We start from the raw sequence: 22,883 nt of genomic DNA on the forward strand, positions 1-22,883 counted from the left end.
CCCAAAAGAAGAGTGGATCGATGACAGCCCGTGGATGCGTATGTTCCGTAATGCCAGAAAGAACATAGGCTAATTGTTTAGTTTGATGAAAAAGGTCACCTCGGTGACCTTTTTCGTTTTTAATAGTGATTAAAATCTTTACACCGATTAATCGCTATTACGTAATGAATGAATTGCGGGTTGGTTTATAAACTGGCGCAGTGGCCAATAACAAGCGAACAGTGACAGCCCAGTAATGGCAACAACGGTGACCATAAACATAGTGACAATATTAGATGCCAAGTAGGTCATGAACAGTTCATCGTAAGCCAAATAAATCGCAGTTAAAATAACAATACTGGCTGCGACCCCCATAATAACCACAGAGACATTGTCTTTAATGATAAGCCCAACTAAGTGTTTGCGCTTAGCACCAATGGCCATTCGAGTACCAAGTTCAAAGCGGCGCATGTGGGTGCCGTAACTCAAAATACCATAGAGGCCGACGCCTGCTAAAAAGAAGGTTAATACAGCGAGCGCTGCAGTTGTGACAGCTATTGCATATTGAGTGAACAGTTGCTCTTGCTCTATTTCTTCAAAGTATTCTAATCTGAACAGCGTATATAAGTTGCTTACTTCTTTAATGATGCTGGCAGCTTGATCTCGTGATAAACGCTGCCCCGGTAACAAGTTAAGTGTAAAGTCATTATCATCACGCGATGTTGGGCCATAAACTCTTGCTGGGATGTCCGTTTGGCCGGGTAGTTTTATACCTTTCACTACGCCAACAATTGTAAAGCTTGGCTGTTCAGGGTTATTAGACAGCTCCATGCCAACGGCACTACCTGATGGATTAAGTTGTTTTGCAAACACATCATTAACGATGAGTTTTCTGGGGCGATCTTGAATATCTGCTTGGCTAAAGTTATCACCTTCAATCAGTTCCATGCCTAGCATATCAAAATAGATATCATCTATATCTTTGTTATATATAACATGTCGGCTGTCATCTGTGGTGGATGTGAGTGCCCACAAACTATAGTCTCGTAATACAGAGCTAGATAAAGAGACAGACTCCACTTGAGGCAACTGAGCCAACTTTTCTTTAAGCTCATTGTTAAACGATATAATCTCTTCTCGTGGAGGGCGTGTTGCGGCTGAAAGAGATACAGACAGCTCAAGTTTGTCTTCTACTTTATAGCTTTTGGTTTCAGTGATGGTGTTATAGGCTTCTTTAAACAAACTGATATTGGCAAATACCAGCACAGTGGCGATGGCGACTTGGCTGACAATTAAAAGTTGTCTGGTTTTTTTAGAAACTTGAATGCTAGTGCCTTTACCGCTTGACTGTAGCATAGAGTTAAGCGCTTTATAGTTGATTATGCGTCGACTCAATCCTGCAAACAGCAAGGCGAACAACAAGGCGAATAATACCGCAGCAGTCAAGGTGACCACATTGATTGCAAGCTCATCGACCCTAGGTAACACACTAGCCAAATAGGTTTGCATAATATAAAAGCCAGACATGGCAATAATAAGTGCAAAGAGTACCGACAACCCCATTAATACACCCGTTTCGGCAAGTAGCGTTTTAAAAAGTTGCGATTGTTTTGCCCCAAGCGCTGCAAAAATAGCTAACTGACGTTGCTGTTCGGCAGTGCGAGACATAAGTAAGTTAGCGATATTTGCAGTGGCAATAAGCACTAACCCCAGTACACCTGCTAACAGTAAATAAACGGTATTGCCACTGTCCCCTAAAATTTCATCGTGGAAACTGGTTAGTACCATATTCACTCGCCAGCCAGCAAAAAATGCGCTACCGGCTACTTCTTGTTGCCATTTGTCATTGACTAAAGCAGTGAGTGTTTGAGCAGCTTGAGAGTCGGTGAATTCGGTATTCTTTTTACCAACAAATGTAAGGGCGCCTAAAATATTACCCCACGCATCTTCAAATCGCTTCCCTTGGTTGTAGTCAAAGGGAAACCATACAGACGTGTTTTGTCCAACATTTGCAATTTGAGGTTCAATAAATGACTTATCTAAGACACCAACGATATTAAAGCTCACGCCTCTAAAGTCGACTTTTTTATCTAAGATATTAGGATCGCCATCAAAAGTTTGTTGCCATAGCTGATGACTGATTATAGCGACCGGATTGTTGGTGTTTAGGGTTTCAGATTGCTCAAATTGACGGCCAAGGACCATATTGGCATCAAGTAGTTCAAACCACTCAGGAGTAACATAGCCAGTCTCTAGACGGGGTGAGCTTGGTAAATTTGTTAGTACGTCTTGGCCGTAATAAATTAATGCGCTTTTCGAGAAGACGTCTTGGTTTTTATATAGGTGAATTAAACCAGGGTAAGTAAAAGCAGTGCCTTGTATTTTATCTTTGCTATCGTGAAAAATATGCTCAACCTTATATAACTTTTCATGCTCAGGGTAGGGCAAAGGTTTTACAAGTAGCAAATAACCTAAGGTTAAAACACACAATAGGGCACCTAAAGTAACCCCCATAGTGGTGATCACAGTTGCGATAAAGCCAGGCTTTTTACTCAGCGATGCCCAAGCTTGTTTGCTTTGGTAAATTATCTGCTTCATAATACAGCCTTAATTTTAGGAGTGGTTAAAATCGCTCCATCTAATAATTTAAGTTGTTTTTTGGCCATGTCAGCATAGCGTGGGTCGTGTGTTACCATGCAAATGGTGGTGCCTTGTTCGTTTAGTTTTTCAAGTACATGCATTACTTGATCGCCACTTTTAGAATCTAAGTTACCTGTGGGTTCATCGACTAATAAAATTGCAGGGTTGGCAACTAAAGCGCGGGCAATAGCAACACGTTGTTGTTGACCACCTGAAAGTTGATTGGGTTTGTGCGCCATTCTGTGAGTCATATCAACCAGTGCCAGGCACTCTTGGACGCGTTGTTTTAATTCACTATCGCTGGGGGGCTTATCTTGGTAACGCAGTGGTAGAGCAACATTATCAAATACACTTAACTCATCAATTAAGTTAAAAGACTGAAATATAAAGCCTATTTTTGTATTTCTGATCTCAGCAGCCTGATCTAGACTCAGATCCGTGACGTTCATCCCTTCAATGTAATACTCACCGCCAGAGGGCATATCTAATAAGCCCAGTAGGGCTAAAAGCGTTGATTTACCACACCCAGAAGGCCCTGAGATAGATACATATTCACCGGCTTTGATCTCTAGATCTATACTTTTTAATGCATGGGTTTCTATGTCTTCAGTTTCAAATACTTTAGAGATCCCAGTCATTTTTATTGTTATGTCGCTCATGTGATGTCCTTTATTTTTTTGATGGCAGTGCCGAGTTATTCATGTAAATCAGGTGGTCAAAGCTCTTTTGACCACTTGGCTAAATTCGCGGTTATTGAATCGATATCTTTTTGTGAGTATGTAAATTACTTAAATCTGAAATGATAAATTGTGCGCCGACGTCAGCGCCGGATCGCAATTGCATAAATTGTCCTGCTTGTACGCCAAATTGTACCGGCGTTAACTCAGCACTTTGAGTGCCGCTAAGGACGCGATATAAAGGCATAGTATCGTTGCTTTGAGTACCCGCAGGGCGTCTGATATATAAAACATTTTTTAGAGAATCAGCTATGATTTTACCATCGATAGACGCTTGAGGACGGGCACTTGATGGCAAGTTGCTAGGCAATGTTATCTCTACCTCAACCGTGTTATCTGAGACAATTGGATCGATGCGTTTAACTACGCCTGTGATCTTATCTCGACGTGTGTCGATAGTGGCTGCTTGGCCAATAGCCACTTGTTGAATTTGACTCTGAGGCACACGGATCAGCGCAATTAAATCAGTAATGCTACCAATCAGTGCGACTTCGCTACCAGCAGAGAGGCTTTGCCCTAATTCAACCGACAAGCGCTGTAATACCCCATCGAAGCCAGCGCGTACGGTCAGTTTCTCAAGTCTAGATTTTGCAATATTTAAGCGACCTTGTTGTTGCTTGATACGCTCTTGTTGAATATTCACGGCTTCCTCATGCACTAAGCTGAGCTGCGCATTACGCTCGGATAAAATTCTCATCCGTTCTTTGAGTTGCTTTTCATTTAATATGGTTTGTTGAAAATCAAGATCAGAAACAATGCCTTTCTCAGCCAATTGTTCTTCGGCGGCTCTGCGCAGTGATGCTGTTTCAAATTGTGCTTTGATTTCGGCCAGTGCCGCGGCCTCATTGAGTTTCTCTCTTTGATTATTGAGTTTTAATTGGCGAAGGTTGGCCTGTAATTGTGTTAGCTCTTGCTCTGCATCTTGAACTTGTTGTTCAAGCTCAGGGTTTTCGAGCTTAACAATGACGCTATTGGCTGTGACAGGTGCACCGGGTTTTAACACAATTTCTTTTACAGTCGCAGCCGAAAAAGTCGTGATTAATTGTTGCTTGTTAGAAGTTAGGACACCATAACCGTCGATCACCACGTCTAAATCACCCTGCTGAACGCTTGCCATAATAAGTTGGCTACGTTCAACAGCAATGCTGCTACCAGCTTGTTTGATTGCAATGGCACTGGCACATAAGACAATGATTGTGAAAATAGACAACCATTTATGCTTTGCTATTGTCCGTCGTAGAGTGTTGGTTTTTTTGTTTGTTTTTGCTACATCCATCATTGAATCCCTCTAGCTTGTTAAACTAGATAAGACAAAGAATATGCCAAGTAGTAAACTTGTTTTAAATCAATTGTTTATTTTTATATTCAAATATAGGATATTAAAAACCGTCCGGAATCGGACGGCTCAATTTCGATTCCGACCGGTGTTACTCTGCGGGGTTTGATAACGGTTTGTGGGGTAAAAAAATACTTACGGTCACGCCTTGCTGTGGGTTATTTTCGATATGAATCGTGCCTTTATGGTGTTCTATTATATTGCGGCAGAAAGTGAGCCCAATGCCCTGACCATTTGGCTTTGTGGTAAACAAAGGCACAAATAAATTATCAGTATTTAAAATACCGTGGCCGTCATCGGCGAGGGTAATCAAGACTTTACCAAGCTTTTCTCTGATACGGATACGTACTTGTTTTGCGTTTGCCTCATGGGCATTTTTCAGTAAGTTAATAAACACTTGTTCAATAAAGGTCTGATCTGCATGAATATGCTCGATACCTATTTGGGTGTTAAGTGCTAAATCAGGGGTCAGCGCTGATAGTTTTTGCCACATACTGTGCATATCAACTTGGGTCAATTGCAAGTTGAGGTTATGAGATAGCGAAGCATAGCGGCTAATAAAGTCTTGTAGCTGGTGGCAATGATCAGAAATAAGCTGTAATGCTTGTTGCTCGCGCGCGCCTTGCATTTTGCTTGAAAGGCTTTCTGCTAAGGAAGAAACAGGGGTTAGAGAGTTCCTTATTTCATGACCCATAACACGGATCATTTGCTGCCATGCATTGAGCTGACTAGCACGTATGGCACTGTCTATGTTTGTGAGTACAAATAAATAATGCGCTTCTCCATTATCAATGAAGGCGCTTTCGCTGATTTGCCACTGCTGCAAAGTTCTATTTAATCGCCAGCCAGTGCTTGTTTGTTCAAGGCCTAAGATTTTTGGAGAAGCATGGCGGTACATTTGCCAAGGTTCATCGTAGATGTTCATAAAAGCAGGGTTGGCATAACTTAGCTGATGCTTGCTGTTAAACACCATAATGGGGGTATCGAGTTGGTCAATCAATTGATACAGCAAAAAGGCATGCTGATCGTAGCGAGACTTATTTTTTTGTAAATGATGACTCAGATCTTTAAGGGCTAAGTGCAGACGTTGTGAACTGCCTTCCTTAAAATCTGAACGGGCAAACTGATTGTAATCCTCCATTTTTACTGCTTCTATGTGAAGTAATGCACGATCAAAAGCTACCACCACTTTTTGCTCAAAATGTGAAATAAACCAACACAGTACTAGAACTAAAAACAACTCAACAAGTATCAAGTTGAGTAAAGGCATACCCGCTAAATACATGATGATGGCCATCAGTAGACTGATCAGAATGCCAGCTCCAAGTGTGGTTATATATATATAATTTTCTATGGTCTTACTTTTCAATATCATCATATTTTTCCAAGCGACGATATAAAGAAGATTTGGTGATCCCCAATAAATTAGCTGCTTGCGTAATATTATGAGCAGTCGCATGGAGGGCTTTTTTGATCAGCATTCTTTCAGCTTGTTCTAATGTCATCATAGTTTGTAGTGAAGGTTCGCTGCCAGTATTACCAATGTGCAAACCTGAAGCGCTGATTTGGGTTGTTTGTGTCAGCAGCGTTGCGCGCTCGATAACATGACTCATTTCTCTTATGTTACCCGGCCAGTGATATGTTTTAAGCAGCTGCTGTGCTGATTTATCGAACCCCTCAACGGTTTTGCCATATTTTTTATTAAAACGCGCAAGTAAGTATTCAGCTAATGGCACAATATCATCAAAACGTGCCCTTAATGGTGGCAGCGAAAACTCAATGGTATTGAGGCGATAAAATAAATCCTCGCGAAACTTTTCTGAATGGATCAATTTCTTGCAGTCGGCATTGGTGGCACTAATGATCCTAACATTCGCAAATTGTGTTTTGCTATCACCAACGGCTTCAAATTGACCTGACTCTAGTACTCGCAGTAATTTGGCTTGATGTGCCAAGCTGATATTGGCTATTTCATCTAAAAATAATGTGCCTGACTGCGCCAGCTCAAAGCGACCAATGCGATCAGATTTAGCATCTGTAAAAGCCCCTTTTTTATGGCCAAACATTTCACTTTCAAATAAAGACTCTGAAATTGCACCCATGTTAACGCTGATAAGTGGGTGGTCATTACGAGCTGATCGTTGATGAATATATTCTGCTAACTGACTTTTACCAGTACCATTTTCACCGCTCAGTAAGATAGAGACATCTGCAAGCGCCACATTCTCAATTTGCTCCATCAGCTCAGTCATACAAGCAGATTGCCATTGAAATTTCGGTGTATCGTTAGCAGGCTCTAGTCTTTGTGACAGCTTTTTATTGATGGCTTTTAGCCCTTTGAGCTCAAGCTGTTGACTTATAACACTTAATAAACGCTGGTTTTTCCAAGGTTTTTCAATGAAATCCCCGGCCCCCAATTGCATGGCTTTGACCGCCAACTCAACGTTTGACCAAGCTGTCATAGCAACCACTCGTGTATCAATTTCTTGTTTTTTCAACCAAGCTAAGAATGCTAAGCCTTCTTCTCCTGAAGTTGTATCTAGTGAAAAGTTCATGTCGAGTAATACTAGATCTATATAGTGCTCAGATAGTTGCTCTTTGGCATCAAAGGGGTTTTTAGCAAATAGCATCTGATACCCATTATCTTCGAGTAAAAACTGAAGGCTGGTAATGATTTCAGAACGATCATCAATGACAAGTATGGTTGGCGGTGACATATTTTTATTCGTTGTTTATATTTGGCATTTTTATCATACCCTGAGAAATCTACGAAGGTATACAGTTTACTTTACCAACATATCGTTTATTGAGTAGTTACTAATACAAGGCTAGTGATTGATTGTCGGTTATGTTGCTTAACGATCTGATGAGATAATGATAAATCGTATACTGACATCAGCGTAAGTGAAGGTATCAATGCGTTCAAAAAATCATCTCTGTGAGATACATTAAAAATGTGATAGACAGTTTTGAGTAAAGGCGAAATTCTACATCAAATGCATAGTTAAGCATGCCAAACAAGAAAAGTTACATACTCTATTGGTTTTTACATAAGTTTTAATTTGGCACATTTAAATGTGTCCTTAATTTGCCTTGTGATGTTAACGGTCTATTTAGTGCTGTGTAACGCCTACATCTGATTACATTTTCGTTGATACAAACATCATAAAAATAGGTAAAATAACGAAGTTTAATTATTATCAGTCAGAGTGCTATGTTTAAAAAGGGATTGCTTCGGGTCAGTATATTTTTAATTGCTACCTTAATTTGCCTTTATGGATTTAGAAATACAATTATTTATAAAGTGGCTGTACCCTATCTAGCGGATGTCAATATTGAACTGAGTTGTATAGATTGGTCGCTTACCGGCCTTGGTTCTATTCGTGTTAATAAGGCATGTATTGAACATTCAGCAGCTTCAATTGAATTAGTAGATGCTGACATTAACCTTTCAAATATCGTTTTATCAGAGTTGAATATTGCGCTGAAGCCAACAAAAAAGACAAATGCTGAACCGCCACAGCTTAAACCGCTTAATCTTGTATTACCTGACGAGCGTCCACTGCTAAATGTAAAAAGAATTAGTCTGTCAGGCTCTCCATTAATAAAGCCACTATCAATGAGCATTAGTGAGTCAAACCTCAATCAGTTTGAGATCAATGGCGATTTAATCGGGCAAGTGCGCATATTTAAAAATAAGTTAAGGCTAAATCAAATTTCACTAGCGAGTAACGGGGTACAATCTTTTAAGCCTAAGCAAGTAAAGTTACTAGAAGGCTCGATGAACGTTGAATTTGACGGCCAACAGTTAAAATTTAATGGTGAGATTGAAGTGCAAGCTGAGCACCATTTACCAGAGTGTTCGGTGTCAGCAGATATACTTGGAGGTGTTTCCGGTGAAATAGATTTATTGGATCAAGCGGCGGTTGCTGATTTGAGTCGACTTACTAATACACTAAAGGCTTTGGCATGTATTGAATCACTTCAAGCACATTTACCACAGGGGGTTCTAGCTGCTGAATTAATAGCCGAGCAGGTTACTTTACAATTACCTAGCGTGTTGTCAGTACGTGATAATGTCTTTTTGACCGACCGCGTCACTCTCTCAAACGGCGAGTTAACCCAGATTCAATTAGATAATGTAGCGGCTGAATTGCTTACCCAGGATTTTAAGTCTCAATTTAGTTTAAAGCACCAGAGTGCGTTGATTGGCGCTCTTCAACTAGATGGCCCAATTGAGGTGAGTGGTGGACAATTAGATAGTCAAATTTCCATTAATTTAACTCAACCTAATGTGCCTGCATTTTTAATAGATAACTCTCCAATAAATCAAGCGAATATAAAGTTTGACTCAAAGCTTGATGTTAAAGGCAGGCTTGGCAGCGACATGTCATTTAAAGCAAGCAACCAGCTTGAGCTTCAAAAAGCAGAATTTAGCGACGGCCAAGGTCAAGCACTTAAACTTCCCAAGTTAACACTTAACCTTGATGTAGAGGGTGATCTGTCAGAACATATAAATGCGATAGTGGATGGGGAGTTATCTCTGTTATCGTTTAATCACCCTTTGGTGCAGGGGCGAGATCTTAAAGTGAATTGGCAGTCAAAACTAATCAATGATGCCATTCACCTTGATGCTGATTGGCAGTTAAAAGGTATTAAACAAGCAGACAATCAAATTCAAGGGATACAACAAAGCGTAAACTTAAAAGGCAATATGCAAGATTTTATGAATACCAGTGTGGTTGCAGTGACAACATACCTTAATGCCATTGCCACACCTAAACTGCTTGTAGAAGATATGAGTATCACCTCTCAAGTTAACTTTAGTGAAGGTATTCGCTTTGGGCATGATATTGATGTGCTCGACATGAATTTATCGTTACGCCATGAATTAACAGATAAAGCGCAGCCTTTTGAGCTTGTCATAATTGAGCAAGACCTTACAGGTTTACAACCAGTTTTGGAGCAAATGGCGCCAAAGTTAAAAATTGAAACGGGTAGCACCAGTGTTGTGGCTAACGGTGATTTAGTGTCTCAGCATATTGATTTTGACCTGCAATTTGGCGCATCCGCCTTGTTTGATACGCATTATATGAGTAATGCATCAGGTAAAATCACAGGGCAACTTAGTTCAGGTGTGATTAATATTCCAAAAACTACAGTGACAATTGACGAGTTTCGTTCAGGTGCTGTGCTAACCAACATTACCGCAGATCTTCAGGCTCAAGATAATCAGGCGTGGTTGAGTGCTATTACGGCGGAAGCGTTTGATGGTTTACTTACAGCGGATAAGGTCCAACTCACACAAGCGCCACAACGCATTGAAGCAAAGGCCGAAAATTTAGATTTGGCCATTCTAGCAAAAGCGGGGCGTGAAGCCGGAGTAGAACTGACAGGGCGGGTATCTGGTGAGTTACCTATCGATGTTCGCGATGGAAAAGTCAGTATCAGTGAGGGTCGGTTATATAATTTAGGCAGCGGTATGTTAAGTGTGTCAGAAAATGCTTCGGTGAATGCACTCAAAGCGCAACAGCCACAATTAAAAACCGTCATTGGCTTATTAGATAATCTAGATATAGATACGCTTAATAGCGAGGTATCTTTAACAGAAGATGGTTGGCTCACGTTAGGTGTAAATATTAAAGGCGAAAATAAAAGCCAAGCCCAACCGGTTAATTTTAATTACACGCATCATGAGAATATATATACGCTTTTTAAAGCGTTAAGATTGAATGATGAAATCAGTCAACAAGTTGAAAAAGCTTTAACTCAATAGGGGAAGACCATGAAGTTGATCGCTGCATTATTCAGTGCATTAGTGCTAATGGGATGTACGCACAAAGTACAGGTAGAAACGAAAGAGCCAATCACCATTAATTTAAATGTAAAAGTGGATCATGAGATCCGTGTGAAAGTAGATAAAGAGCTAGATGACCTATTTAGCGACGATAGCGAGTTATTCTAAGGAGATAATTATGAAAAAGAGCGTATTTTTATTACCAGTTATGGCATTGAGTTTTGCCTTTTCAGCATTCGCTTTAGATCTTGGTACAGCTAAATCACAAGGCATTGTAGGTGAAACCGCTTCTGGTTATTTGGCTGCGGTAAAAAACACTGCTGAAGCAAAAAAAGTGGTAGATGCTATTAATGCAAAGCGCAAAGCAAAGTATCAGCAGTTAGCAAAAAAACATGGTATTTCTTTGGCACAAGTCGAACAGCAGGCAGGAAAAAAAGCCATGCAAAAAACAGCAAAAGGTCATTTTGTAAAAGTAAATGGTAAGTGGGTAAAGAAGTAAGTTTCATAATTACTCAGTAGTTAGTTTATAAAAGCACAGCGATGACGCTGTGCTTTTTTGTATAAACACGAAAAATTTTCAAACTATATTTAAAGTTGCTGCGACTAACCTTTTAAACAGTGATACAGAATTAACTCAACAGGACAAAGGTTAGTGTTATGAAAATTAAAGCCATTATTTCAATTATCAGCAGTGCCGTATTAACCGCTTGTGTGGCTGCGAATGCCACACCCGATCAAGCCAGTAACTCAGATTATCGTATTCAAGTATTTAAAGACTGTGAAATAGTTAAAGACATGGCTATGTCACCTACTCAGGTGTCTGCATATAAAGCATTTCAAAATATAGAAAATAAAATGACTTTACTGGAGAAGCCAGTCAGAGATATGGATGAAGAATTAGCTGAATATCATGCCCAATTAGAAGCTTTATCGAGCGACTTTAAATACGAAGACGAAAATATCTTAAAGATTGATAAGCAAAAACTGCGTGAGCACAAAGAAATCGCGCGAAAAATAGAGAAAATTGTACGCAGTCATGAAGCAGATATTCGTGCAATTGAGCAAGAAGCTAGACGAATAGAGTCAGCATCAAAGCGTTTTGAGCAAGCTATAAAGCCAAGCTTAGTCGGTCTTGAACATGACCAAGTTCAGATCATTAATCGTAAAACGGCCAAACCATTTAAATGTTATCAGCATAGTTAATAAAAGTGGTTTTTCAGTAATTAAATCTTAAAAAAGGCTTTGCATTTAGAAGCAAAGCCTTTGTTCGTTTCCAACAGTTAGAGCAGGGAGCTTATCTGTCTGCTTTTATATCGACACTTCTTGGGTTAATAGTAAGCGGTGATAAAGTGATTTTGGCGTTGTTACTCGCACCCATGTGGTTACTATACTTTTGCCCTTCAAAAAGGGTGTAGAATACATCAACATAGTCATCATCATTGCTGAACCAGTGGCTTGGCATTGCCTTAATAAGCTGGTTGGTCAACTGTGGAATGATGGCATAGCCTTGCACATTAGGATCAGGAATTGCACGCATCACCTGTGTGACAATATCTAAAAACGTCGTCGCTAATTCTTGATAGTTCGTGTTGTCATCCTGTTCCATCAATAATACATCAGCCGCCTGCCAGCGGTAGCGTTCCCAATGAATTAGAATTTGATTAGGCGTGTAATCGGTGCCGTCATAATCTAGGTAAGGCATATCCACGATGTCTAATACCGGCTCATCGCGTGAAGGGCTAACACCTGTTACTACCGCATAGACTTCTGCTTTACCTGATATCCAAGGCTCTTCGTCATTATTTAGACGAATTCTATCTAGTTTTGAAGTAGAAATAGCCGTGTTTTGAATGCTGTGTTGCGTAAATGTATCTAAAGCCGGTTTGCTTCTAGCCTGTTCAAAAACTGCTTGCATGACAGCTAGGCCTTCTTTTTTAACCTGTTGGCTATCTAGCTCTAAAATTAATACTGGTTGTGAAGGAAGAGTATGTGCATCGAGTAGGTGCACATTGCCTTGAGCATCAAATGCTTCAACATACAGCCAATCTTTATCATCACCTTTTGGTGCAAATGCAACCAAAGGTTGCTCACCTGCTTGCCATTGTTCAAGCATATCATTTGATGCTAAGCGAAGTTGATATAGGTTTGTATCTGCTTTTTTTAAACCTTTTAACGAGCGAGTTTGAGTGTTCGCTTGTTGTATAAGTTGTTGGTTATTATGATTTAAGCCTAGCTCAGTTAATTTGGCAGTACTATGCTCAGAAAGCACTTGTAACCAATTTTTTTGCGCATATAGGTCTCTTGCAATGTTGCTGGCGAGTACACGTTTAATGTCAGTGACTTGCATTGCTTTGTGATTGAAGCGATCTATTGCTTCTAGTTCAGGGTGAGTTGTGAGTGATTTTGAGAACGACTGAATTTCAGTTGCAATACTGGTTGTGCTCATAACAAGCGAACTAATTAGCGCTGTTTTCATTAAATAATTCATAAAGTTTCCTTGAAATAATCCGTGTTTATGTTGTCAATGCACCAAACTAGGTGTTCGAATAAAATAGAGTAACAGCTTTAATTCGTCAAATTGTTTTTAACAATAAATTTACATTGTGGTGTTTGAAGGTTATCTATAACTTTTATAACTAAATGTTAGAGGGGTCATGGCTTTGCCAAGTGTGATTTTATATGTAAGTAATTTGTTGTTAAATAGCAAGGGGAAAATACAGGTATAAGCCTCCAGCTCTCAAATAGGTAAATGCAAACAAAAAGTAAATAGTTAGTTTTTTTACTCTTCAAATGTGTGAGATAACTGTGAGCCACCCAGTGTGAATATGTGCTTTGAGGGGCTATCTTTTTCTGTCATGGTAATGGTCAACTTTTCATTTTGAGTCAACCCATTTAGAAGTGATGCATGCATGGAGATGCCTTCATGAAGTGGGTGTAAAAACTTTCCAAGAATAACAATATGATCAATGTGATTGATATTAGTATCATGACTTCTCTGCGGAGCTAACATCACACCAGTCAACAAAGTTTCTTGGGTATCACTTTTTAAATACAAAGAATCAGTAATGTATTTAATTATTGTTTTTTGCTGAGATTTAATTTCCCCAAGAGTGAGTATTCTATCCTTGTCCTTATCAAACCCCATTAAAGTTGAAGCAGGTAAAGATAATACCAAGTAGCCCCCAGAGTGATCGAAATTTAAAGTGCCTTTATAAGGTGCCATTAAATGGGCTTGAGCATTCTGGCTAAAAACGTTCAGCAAAGTTCCAATGAATATCAGGCATAATTTAAGTCTTAAAGCCATGTTCGTTACCTCTTATAGCTCGCCTTTAACGCAGCGTTGAAAGTAGGGGTAAGAGTCTGTTGCGTAGTAATGATAAATACCCTCAGGAAATTCAGGCGTTACACCAAAGCGGCCATTACATTCGTCTAAGTCACCTGAACCTGCTACAAATTCCCAATCTTCCGCAAAGGTACCAAGTGGATAGACTTCAACGGATGGGCGGTTAGTGCTAATATTTTCAATCAACTGATAGCTACCTGTGATTATTTTTATTGGCGAACTTGCATTTTCTGCTTCGCTAAAGCCATATCTTGCGTAAATAGGAAAGCCGTCAGCCGCCCAGCCAATTAAAGTCATGGTTGTGTTATTGCCACCTCTTAGCGTTATAAATCCTTCCGGCATACCATGATAGTGATAGGCTCCACCAGGTTGCACATGGGCATTATTGTCGTCGGTGCCGAAGTTAAAACTGGTTTGTCCCAGTGCTTCAATATGCCAACTCCCTTCATTGCCAATTAGGCTACAGTTATTACCAGAATCATCACAGGTGCCAGCAGTATTGGCGTCAATCTTTACGCCATTTAACACATAGCCAGTCGCACCGCGAGGGCCACCTAAAGTACTTGCCGATGTACTTTCAGTGGGGGTCAGTGTGTAAGCGATTGAGACGTTTTGCTCACTGATCTCATTAGGGTTATTGGCATTAGGAAATTGTCCTGTAGCATGGTCAGGTAGACCATTGGCAGTTAATGAACGATTGCTGCCATCACATGACCACTGGGCGTTGCTGGTGGCTTGGACAGAATCAGAATCATTGTATTCATTATAATAATAATTACATAGCACACCGTCAGTCGAGTCATTTATAGATGCAATACCATTATCTGTATTTGTATTTGTATTTGTATCTGTATCGTTATCAGAAGAAGCACTGTTATCAGGATCTGTAGAGCTGTTAGAGTTGCTATCTGTGGCATCGCTACTAGTATTGTCACTTGCTGGTGGTGTTTCAGTTATGAGCTCGCTCTCAGCATTATTTTCTGGACTACCGCAACCAGAAAGTAAGAAAGTAGTCGCGAATAGGACGGGATAAATAGGCGTTTTTAGGTTTGACAGTTTCATCACAATCACTCCTATTGGTATAAAGTTTCGGTTGTGAATTAACTGTAGATCTCAATTGTGCAGTAAATGTGCACAAAATGTCAGTCTTTTGCAAAGCCATAGACTGACACTCGAATTACTATGTTTAACCAAGTTTATCTTTCAACTGTGCGTATTGATAATACCCCCACTGACCGAAACGCCTGAGACTTGGAAATGGTAAATAAGGGAGTGGTGTTTGATATAAAGGTAAGTTTGGTACTGTGACTCCCGCGATTTGTTGCGCCAGCCTGTATGCTGCTTGTGCACTAAAAGAGACGCCCGATCCGCAATATCCAAGTGTATAACCAATATTACCTTGCACAGTGACGTGAGGCATATCGTCTAGCGCTGCTGCAATATAACCATGCCAATAATAATGGTGGCTGATATTGTTTAGAGTAGGGAAGCAATCAGCTAAGCCTTTTTTTAGGTTATTTAAATAGGTTGGTTTATTTTGATCTTTGGCAAAAATAGCACCACGTCCTCCAAACAATAAGCGGTTATCGGGCAATAGACGGTAATAGTATTTTAGTGTACGCGTATCCATCGTTACTTGATGGGTTTTTAGCCCTGAGCTTTCGAGTTGTGTTTGGGTGAGTGGTTTTGTCACCATAATGCTACTGAGGATAGGTAAATAACGATTATTAATAACAGGCGAAGTCACCTTACTGTTATAGGCGTTCCCTGAGATCACCAATTTTTTGGCTTTGATATTAAAGCCATTGGCTTTAAGGGTTACATGGCTACCTGTGTCATTAATATCACTTGCCAGTGTGTGCTCATATATTTTAACACCAGCTTCCATGGCCATTTTTTTATAACCCAGCACAAGCTTAAGTGGATGAATACCAAAGCCATCGGGTAAACGCATCGCGCCATAGGCTTGTTGGTTATTCATGTAACCTGCTTTTAATTCTTCAGTAGACAAAAATTCAGCATCACTCGAAAGATGCTTTTGTAAGAACTCTGCTTGCGCTTTAAGACCTGCAAAGGCTTGCTGATTATGCGCGATTTTTAGGTAGCCTTTTGGTTGCGGGTCACACTCTAACTGTTGGCTTTGAATAAGAGCTTCTACTCGTTGCACCGCTTCTGTAAATTCGCCATAAATTCCTTGGCAAACATCCATGCCCCATTTACTTGCCATTTGCGGGTAACTCAAACGTCCCGAGCCTTTAAGCACAAAACCTGCATTTCGTGCACTGGCACCAAAACCAACTTGATTTGCTTCAAGTACAATACACTCTTGTTGATGCTCAATTGCTAAGTAATAGGCGGTAAGTAAACCGCTAAAACCGCCGCCAATAATGACGACATCACAATTTGTATCAGACGTAATAGCAGGGAGTAGATCAGGCAATGCTTGGGTACTGGCCCAATAGCTCGGTGCGAAGGCTTGGTTTTGGCAGTCTTGTGCGCTGATAGGGTCGTAATACTTGCTCATGATTTATTGTTGTTTGAAGAATAAAAGCACTGGGCAGTGTATTACTTGAAAGAAGAGAAGTAAAAGGCCACGAATGTGGCCTTTATAAATGCTTAGTCTAGTGCTGCACCTAAATCTATATATACGTAATTACTAAATTTATCTTTTGTAAGGTGCTTGCCTTGTGCAATTTCTTCAAGTAATCCATCTACACTTTTCTTATCAGTTGGGTTACCTGCATAACCGTATAAAAAGATATCCAACTGTTCAAGAGTGGCATTTCCGTTAGGTTCTGGAAACACATCGCCAAAAGATAAATCAGGCACTTGACCTTCAATATAACCTCGGATACTCATATCAAAGCGAGTTTCAGCCGCATCATCAACTAAAAAGCTGAAGTCAATATATACACTTGTCAGTCTGTTATCGACTGAGCTGAAGTCATAACTTAAGTCGCTGGCATTAGCAAACGATATAATATCAGCGCTTAGATCGGGTGATATGACAGGTAACTCAGTAAGTTCAAATGTGCCATCATTTTTTATTCTACTGCGAGCTTGGCTTCTCATGCGAACGTTTACATCGCCCACATAGCTATCCTCATCAAAGTATTGTCGGTAGAAGTTATGCTCTGTTAATGTCGGGAAAATAAATACAGGTGTAAGTTGTTCGACTTGTCTAGATTGATAGAATTTAAATGCATGTATTTCTTCGAAATATCCAGCAGTCGTAATGTACTCAGTTCCTGCGCTGACTTGATGGTCTACCCAGACACCTTGGTCGTTAAAGTCAGCATCAGTGAGCTTGATTGTTTTTGTATCTGTTGGCAAGGCCATGACAGTAGCCTTGGCTTCATTTGAATCGTTTGCGACAACTGAGAAGTAAATGTCTTCATCAGTACATACTCTTAAAGTGTCAGTAACAGAGCTAAAATAACCCGCATAAAGTGAGTAGCCTGTTTCCATATACGAAAGTTCACTGGTGTCTAGAGTGTAAGTTTCACAGCCGCAATCAGATTTGAACTGATTAAAATAAAACTTACCCAAATTGGTTCTGTTATCTATATCTAAAATGGTGCGAATTTTTTTATATTCGCCGTCATCATACTCAACTTCATCACCTAATACTGAAACGTGTTTAGTGTCTTTTGGTACTTCACCTGAAAACACACCTTCAGCATTGGTTTTGGCTGTGCCTACAGGTTTACCTGCTTCGTCATGAAAAACGATGTCGGTTGAATATGGAGTTTCTGTTTGGCAAGAATATGTGTAGGCCTCTAGTGATATTTTTTGTAGTGGTGCAGTAACGCCACCACCAGTACCAGGACCTTTTTCAGGAGTGTTTGTACCAGATGAACCGCCGCCACACGCCGTTAAAGTAAGTGTTAATGCTGCCGCAAGAGGAGTGAGTAGATATTTTTTCATTACTTATCTTTTATGCTGTTTTTATTAAATAAATTATCTCACTTTCGAATATTTGGTGAAAGAATGTAGAGAATTTAGAATGTGATGAAATGTAAACAATCAATAAAATGTTAGGTGTTGTGGAGGCTGATATGGATAAGAAAAATAAGGTGCAGAATAGAGACCTAGACAAACTGCACCTTATTGGATCGACACTTAAAAGTGCTACTTGGATCAAAAGATGTTAACCAAGCTTAAGCAGGTAACTGCGTTAGCTTATTTGGTTGCGATCGTATCTAACCAAGCATGAAAGTCAGCGTCCATGCTGGTACCCCAATTCTTTACGATTTTTTGATAGCGCGGGTAATCTCCGCGGCGCACATGAAATAGCATCTCTTCAACTTTATCGCGTTGTTTTTCCATCATGTAGCGAACCGCTAAGTAGCCCCAACGGTAGATACGATCGGTATTCCAGTTTGCGCTGTTGTTATAAAACAATTCGCTCAGTTGATAAGTTTTTTTGCCAGCCAACGCAAGCGCATGTGGGTTATTGTTCATATGGGCAACGTATTCACCTAGCCCTTCGCCCCACCAAATTAAATAAGGTGGCTCAGCGGCAGGATCCGGGCAGTACTCCGGGCCGTAATGATTGTCATGAGGCGGCGCGCAGTAATCACCATAAGTATTAAAACGACCATCTAAATAGTGCACAAATTCATGGTTTAAGTTCCATACTGTGCCTTTTTTCAAATACGCTACGTACTCGGCGCTGTTGTCTTTTAAATGCGGTAAACCTTCGAGGTACATACCGCCATTGTTAGATGGTACGTCAAAATGATCGGTGACATACTTTACGTAATCTTCACGACTGGCATAAATATTGGCGCGTAAAACATCATTGTTGTCATGTAGCAGCGGTTTGCCACGCGTATTAAATAGAGTATGAAAACGCTTTTCTGTTTCAAGCAGCAATTTACAAGAGCCTTCTATGTTTTGCTGCGACATAACTTGGAAACGCAAGACTAAGTTGTCAGCGCAGTAATGCTGATTTGCAAGCACCTGGTTGATTTTCGCTTCATTGCGTTTCCAAGCAGGAATATAGACTTCACCTTCTTTAACGACATTGCCATATGCCAGTTTTACTTTACTGTAATCTACAACAGCGGCTGGTTGTTCAGTGGTTTGACAGCCCGCAAGCACGGCAAGAGATAGGACCGCAGTTATTATTTTTGCTTTCATTGCTTCAAGTATCCAAATGCTCAATATAAATTTTGTATACATTATACTTGTTTTTGGTTTGAATACAGCAGTGAAAGCAGATTATTTATTGTGCTTTGTGCAATCTTGAGAGTTACTCTAGTTTTTTGAAGAACTTATATTCATCTTTAGATGTTTCATTTAGCTCAATAAATCCGGCGAATGTGCCAGCCATCATTAATTCTGCTGTTTTTGGCAATACTTGCTTAGAGATCTCGTTAAACTGTAAAACCATATTAAAAGAGTCAATAGTGGTCATTGCCATAGGACTAAATTCACTGATGTTGTTAATTTCAATCTGACGAATTAATTTGTTGGCTTTTTCTAATGTGAGTTGGCCTTGTAGTTTACCTTTAGCATCATTACCTAATTTATCTATGCTGACTTTAAACGTAACTTGAAGTTGATCTTCAGAGTTATGTAATACTTGAAGTGAATCAATATCAACCAATTGGTTAAGTTTGATATTAAAACTTTCTTTTTGTTTCTCACGCTCTTTTAGAAATGCACGATTTTGCTTTGCAGTCGCAGTTTCACCATTCCATGTAATGAGTTGCCATTGCCCTTCTTTAGCGGCTGCACCATTGAAACTAGCGCTATATTGCGTGATATCACCTTCTTCATTTTCATAACTATGAAGCTCGAACGCCCATTGTTGTTTATTTGTGTTGCTGATCCTTTGGATACCCTCACGCACTAAGGATTGTGCTTTAGTCAGAGTTATATCTGCTGCATTTGTGTTGTTGGATAAAAATAACAGCCAGAAAATGAATAAAAGTTTGTAGATAGTTCGCATTGTTTTGCTCCTTAATTTTATTTGATGCTCGCAAATCAGGTGTGAAAGCAATGTGAAAGTAAAATCAGACTAAACTTAATGGCAGCGTAAAACGTAGAAAGATTTGATAAATGCAATAAGGTCGACATATGAAGAATAATTTAGAGTCAAAACATATCTTGCGTGTTTATGAGCATATTCAACAACATGGAGAGCCATACGAACAAGGTAAGCATTTAGAAGGGATCACGGCATTCTCTGATATTGATGGTTACACCATCTATTTGCAGGGTAATGGGGTCCTGCTTCGTTTTGGGTTTCATAACAAATATGACCTTGAATACGAGCACAGTAAATTAAAAGAAGAATTTTTGAAAAAGCTGGATGTGATTGCCAAGCAATTTCAGTAAAACCAAAAAAGGAACATTAAATTGATGAAACAATTTTTACTTATTTTTGTATTAGTTTTATTAACGGGCTGTACAGCCCAATACCCAAACCAAGATGTCACTGGTGAAGCTTTCCCTAGAGTCTCAGGTGGAAGCCTAGAAAAGGAGCGTATTAACCTACCTGATTTCGTTAAAGGTGAAGTTGCGATATTTTTGGTTGGCTACAAGCAGGACAGTCAGTTTGACATTGACCGTTGGTTGATTGGCCTTGATATGAAAAGCGCTGATATTAAAGCGTATGAGTTACCAACCATTGCTGGCATGTTCCCGAGAATGTTTAGCACACAAATCGATGAGGGTATGCGTCGTGGAATTCCTAAAGAGCTATGGGGTGGGGTGATCACCATTTATGAAGACGGTGAAAAAATCCAAGCGTTTACAGGTAATGAAAATCCGAATAACGCCAGAGTGATGCTACTCGATAAAAACGGCAAAATTATCTACTTCTATGACAGAGGGTTTTCGGTGTCGGCATTAAATGAAGTGCTAGCACTGGCTGAAACCCATTAAAAAAAGTACAAAAAGAAGTACAAGAAATTGCAGCCTGAACTTTAAAAGTTTTCAGGCTGCTTGCTGTTATATTAATGTAGTTTCATTTTAGGTCGCACAATACGCAGTAATTTTTCAGATAACCAAAGTGCCGCAGTTTTAACTGGGCCGTGTATTGCGTTTTGATGCATACGATAAAGCGATAAATACATCACCCGCGCTAGATTACCTTCTATAAACATGGTGTTGTTCGTCAGATTACCCATTAAGCTTCCTACTGCACTGAAGCGAGAAAGGTTCACCAGTGATCCATGATCTTTATAAACAAAAGCTTTTGGCGCTTTGCCTGTGAACTTCACTAAAATATTGTGCGCGACATTACTCGCCATCTGGTGTGCAGCTTGCGCGCGAGGTGGCACGAAGGTGCCATCTTCTTGCTCACAGGCACAAGCATCACCCAATACATGGATGTGTGAAGTGCCTTTTGCTTGTAAATATTCGTCTACTATAATTTGATTGTTGCGAGTGAATTCAAAACAATCCAGGCTTTTAATAAAGTCAGCCACTTTCACACCCGCCGCCCAAAGCATTAGATCGGCTTGGATCAAGGTATTGTCATCGGTGATAAAGCCCTCAGAAGTTGCTTTGCTCACTTTAGTACCTTCTAAGATATTTACACCCAAATGACGCAACTCGTCTCGAGCAGAGTTGCTTATTCGAGTCGGTAGGGCGGGTAGTATAGTTGGCCCAGCTTCAATTAAATGAATGGTGAGCTTGGTGCTGGTAAACGCACTCATACCATAATGTTTTAGTAGTTGAGCGACATGTACCAGTTCAGCACTAAGTTCAACACCGGTTGCCCCACCACCAGCAATGGCGATTGAAAGACGATTTTGTTCTTCTGGTAATTGGCTTGCAGCTTGGTGTACACGCGTGAAGCAGTTAAGTAGCGCATGTTGAAAGCGCTCGGCTTGCTGGTGGGAGTCTAAGAAATAGCAATGCTTACTGACACCAGGCGTATTAAAGTCATTACTGATGCTACCAATAGCGATGATTAACTCATCATAGTGAACGGTTCGTTGCGGCAAAATTAATTCACCGTCTGAATCGTATTGCTCTTTAAGGTATATGGCTTGTTTTTCAGCATCCAAATTGATGAACTCACCAAGAATAAACTGAAATCCATGCCGAGCCGCATGGGCAGAATAAACGACACCGTCTAAGCTAGTGTCAAGCGAGCCTGTCGCTACTTCATGAAGGAGCGGTTTCCAGATATGTGTACGGTTCTTATCGATTAAAGTTATATTTGCGCGACGAGACTTTCCAAGTTTGTTCCCTAATTTACTTGCCAGTTCTAGGCCGCCTGCGCCGCCACCGATGATGACAATATTGGGATGCGTGTTAATCATAGTTGTGCCCTTTAAAAAGTTATAAAGAGCTGAGCACAATCCTTTGTAAATACCTGATTTACTTATACCACTCTCCAAAATACATCACTTCATTAAGAGGGGGGTATTTAATGGTGTTCAGGTCGTTATAACCTTGCACAACTTGAGGTTATTATACGCCTAACTGTTTGCTAGCAATATGAAAAAAGTATTTCTAAATGTTTCAGACAGAATACAAAAAAGGCTGCAAATGCAGCCTTTTAACTTAACTCAAATTGATGATAATTAAGCTTGTTTTATAGGTGTGACGTTCTCATCAGAGTCACTATTCTCAGCTTCAGTCTCTTTTTTAGACTTTTTCGCAGGCGCGCTTGGTTTTGAACCTTTTAGCACATTAATAAAGTCATCTTTTTGTTTTGCCATTTCTAATGCTAATGACTCTACTTGTTGCTCACTCAGCGGCACATCCACTTTACCAAGCATCTCTTCTAAAGACTCTGCAACATCAAGCATTTTGTCGTAAGCATCAGCCTCTTTTTTGCTGGTAAAGGTCATGCGCTCGACTCCATTTCTTTCTACCACATACTTAACAACAACAGCCATGATACACTCCCAATTGCACTGTTTTTTTATACAGTAATCTTTTAAGGCCTATTTTGCAAGCTATTAGGTCAATATTAATACTTTAGTTATGTGGATAGGTATTAAGTTTGACTTTTATGTCATTGTCATCTTTATTTAACATTGCTCGTATGAGTAATTTGGGTAAGGAGTTCTACCCACCATT

20 protein-coding genes are annotated in these 22,883 nt (G+C 40.0%); 6 read left to right on the forward strand and 14 right to left on the reverse strand.

Annotation, left to right across the window (positions count from 1 at the left end):
• Positions 1-147 precede the first annotated feature (147 nt).
• The 5 genes from CWB72_RS02855 to CWB72_RS02875 form a co-directional block, all read right to left on the reverse strand.
• Positions 148-2,577: an ABC transporter permease gene (locus CWB72_RS02855; RefSeq protein WP_138629108.1), complete on the reverse strand. Its 2,430-nt coding sequence runs from the start codon at positions 2,575-2,577 to the stop codon at positions 148-150.
• Positions 2,574-3,278 carry an ABC transporter ATP-binding protein gene (locus CWB72_RS02860; protein WP_138629110.1) on the reverse strand — a complete coding sequence of 235 codons (705 nt, stop codon included), beginning with the start codon at positions 3,276-3,278 and terminating at the stop codon, positions 2,574-2,576. The genes CWB72_RS02855 and CWB72_RS02860 overlap by 4 nt, the downstream gene beginning before the upstream one ends.
• 91 nt (positions 3,279-3,369) lie before the next feature.
• Positions 3,370-4,635 (reverse strand): efflux RND transporter periplasmic adaptor subunit, encoded by a 1,266-nt coding sequence (locus tag CWB72_RS02865; protein ID WP_252371478.1) that lies wholly within the window; start codon positions 4,633-4,635, stop codon positions 3,370-3,372.
• Positions 4,636-4,783: 148 nt separating this feature from the next.
• Positions 4,784-6,070 carry a sensor histidine kinase gene (locus CWB72_RS02870; RefSeq protein WP_138629112.1) on the reverse strand — a complete coding sequence of 429 codons (1,287 nt, stop codon included), beginning with the start codon at positions 6,068-6,070 and terminating at the stop codon, positions 4,784-4,786.
• Positions 6,051-7,409 (reverse strand): sigma-54-dependent transcriptional regulator, encoded by a 1,359-nt coding sequence (locus tag CWB72_RS02875; protein WP_138567138.1) that lies wholly within the window; start codon positions 7,407-7,409, stop codon positions 6,051-6,053. Before CWB72_RS02875 ends, CWB72_RS02870 begins: the two co-directional genes overlap by 20 nt.
• A 497-nt stretch (positions 7,410-7,906) precedes the next feature.
• Between CWB72_RS02875 and CWB72_RS02880 the strand changes: the two genes are divergently transcribed.
• The 4 genes from CWB72_RS02880 (at position 7,907) to CWB72_RS02895 (ending at position 11,692) form a co-directional block, all read left to right on the forward strand.
• Complete coding sequence (locus tag CWB72_RS02880) at positions 7,907-10,468, forward strand: intermembrane phospholipid transport protein YdbH family protein (RefSeq protein ID WP_138629114.1); 2,562 nt, start codon at positions 7,907-7,909, stop codon at positions 10,466-10,468.
• A gap of 9 nt (positions 10,469-10,477) precedes the next feature.
• Positions 10,478-10,657 (forward strand): YnbE family lipoprotein, encoded by a 180-nt coding sequence (locus tag CWB72_RS02885; RefSeq protein ID WP_130257290.1) that lies wholly within the window; start codon positions 10,478-10,480, stop codon positions 10,655-10,657.
• Between the two features lie 10 nt (positions 10,658-10,667).
• On the forward strand, positions 10,668-10,988 hold the full coding sequence (locus CWB72_RS02890; protein WP_130257289.1) for a YdbL family protein: 321 nt from the start codon (positions 10,668-10,670) through the stop codon (positions 10,986-10,988).
• Between the two features lie 158 nt (positions 10,989-11,146).
• Entirely contained in the window at positions 11,147-11,692 is a 546-nt protein-coding gene (locus tag CWB72_RS02895) for a hypothetical protein (RefSeq protein ID WP_138629116.1), read from the forward strand.
• A 91-nt stretch (positions 11,693-11,783) separates the two neighbouring features.
• Here the strand turns inward: CWB72_RS02895 and CWB72_RS02900 are convergent, their stop codons facing one another.
• From CWB72_RS02900 to CWB72_RS02930, 7 genes are all read right to left on the reverse strand, one after another.
• The gene (locus CWB72_RS02900) at positions 11,784-12,977 is read right to left on the reverse strand and encodes a DUF3103 family protein (protein WP_252371479.1); all 1,194 of its coding nucleotides are present in this window, start codon (positions 12,975-12,977) and stop codon (positions 11,784-11,786) included.
• A 291-nt stretch (positions 12,978-13,268) separates the two neighbouring features.
• Entirely contained in the window at positions 13,269-13,793 is a 525-nt protein-coding gene (locus CWB72_RS02905) for a hypothetical protein (RefSeq protein WP_138629118.1), read from the reverse strand.
• Between the two features lie 12 nt (positions 13,794-13,805).
• Positions 13,806-14,894 carry a YHYH protein gene (locus CWB72_RS02910; RefSeq protein ID WP_138629151.1) on the reverse strand — a complete coding sequence of 363 codons (1,089 nt, stop codon included), beginning with the start codon at positions 14,892-14,894 and terminating at the stop codon, positions 13,806-13,808.
• A gap of 124 nt (positions 14,895-15,018) precedes the next feature.
• The gene (locus CWB72_RS02915; RefSeq protein ID WP_138629120.1) at positions 15,019-16,356 is read right to left on the reverse strand and encodes an NAD(P)/FAD-dependent oxidoreductase; all 1,338 of its coding nucleotides are present in this window, start codon (positions 16,354-16,356) and stop codon (positions 15,019-15,021) included.
• 92 nt (positions 16,357-16,448) lie between these two features.
• Positions 16,449-17,759 (reverse strand): hypothetical protein, encoded by a 1,311-nt coding sequence (locus CWB72_RS02920; protein WP_138629122.1) that lies wholly within the window; start codon positions 17,757-17,759, stop codon positions 16,449-16,451.
• Positions 17,760-18,014: 255 nt separating this feature from the next.
• Positions 18,015-18,977, reverse strand: coding sequence for a collagenase (locus CWB72_RS02925; RefSeq protein WP_171037209.1), 963 nt, complete (start codon positions 18,975-18,977; stop codon positions 18,015-18,017).
• Between the two features lie 112 nt (positions 18,978-19,089).
• Positions 19,090-19,791 carry a hypothetical protein gene (locus tag CWB72_RS02930; RefSeq protein ID WP_138629126.1) on the reverse strand — a complete coding sequence of 234 codons (702 nt, stop codon included), beginning with the start codon at positions 19,789-19,791 and terminating at the stop codon, positions 19,090-19,092.
• Between the two features lie 128 nt (positions 19,792-19,919).
• Between CWB72_RS02930 and CWB72_RS02935 the strand changes: the two genes are divergently transcribed.
• Both CWB72_RS02935 and CWB72_RS02940 read left to right on the forward strand, forming a co-directional pair.
• Positions 19,920-20,180 (forward strand): DUF3081 domain-containing protein, encoded by a 261-nt coding sequence (locus tag CWB72_RS02935; protein WP_058029052.1) that lies wholly within the window; start codon positions 19,920-19,922, stop codon positions 20,178-20,180.
• 21 nt (positions 20,181-20,201) lie between these two features.
• Positions 20,202-20,729, forward strand: coding sequence for a hypothetical protein (locus CWB72_RS02940; protein WP_138567129.1), 528 nt, complete (start codon positions 20,202-20,204; stop codon positions 20,727-20,729).
• Between the two features lie 71 nt (positions 20,730-20,800).
• Here CWB72_RS02940 and CWB72_RS02945 read toward each other — a convergent pair whose 3' ends face one another.
• Together CWB72_RS02945 and CWB72_RS02950 are read right to left on the reverse strand one after the other, a co-directional pair.
• Positions 20,801-22,117, reverse strand: coding sequence for an NAD(P)/FAD-dependent oxidoreductase (locus tag CWB72_RS02945; protein WP_138629128.1), 1,317 nt, complete (start codon positions 22,115-22,117; stop codon positions 20,801-20,803).
• 264 nt (positions 22,118-22,381) lie between these two features.
• The gene (locus CWB72_RS02950) at positions 22,382-22,699 is read right to left on the reverse strand and encodes a YebG family protein (protein ID WP_130256745.1); all 318 of its coding nucleotides are present in this window, start codon (positions 22,697-22,699) and stop codon (positions 22,382-22,384) included.
• Positions 22,700-22,883: the final 184 nt, after the last annotated feature.

Origin of the sequence: Pseudoalteromonas phenolica (genome assembly GCF_005886345.1) — a bacterium.
Taxonomy (GTDB): Bacteria; Pseudomonadota; Gammaproteobacteria; order Enterobacterales; family Alteromonadaceae; genus Pseudoalteromonas; species Pseudoalteromonas phenolica_A.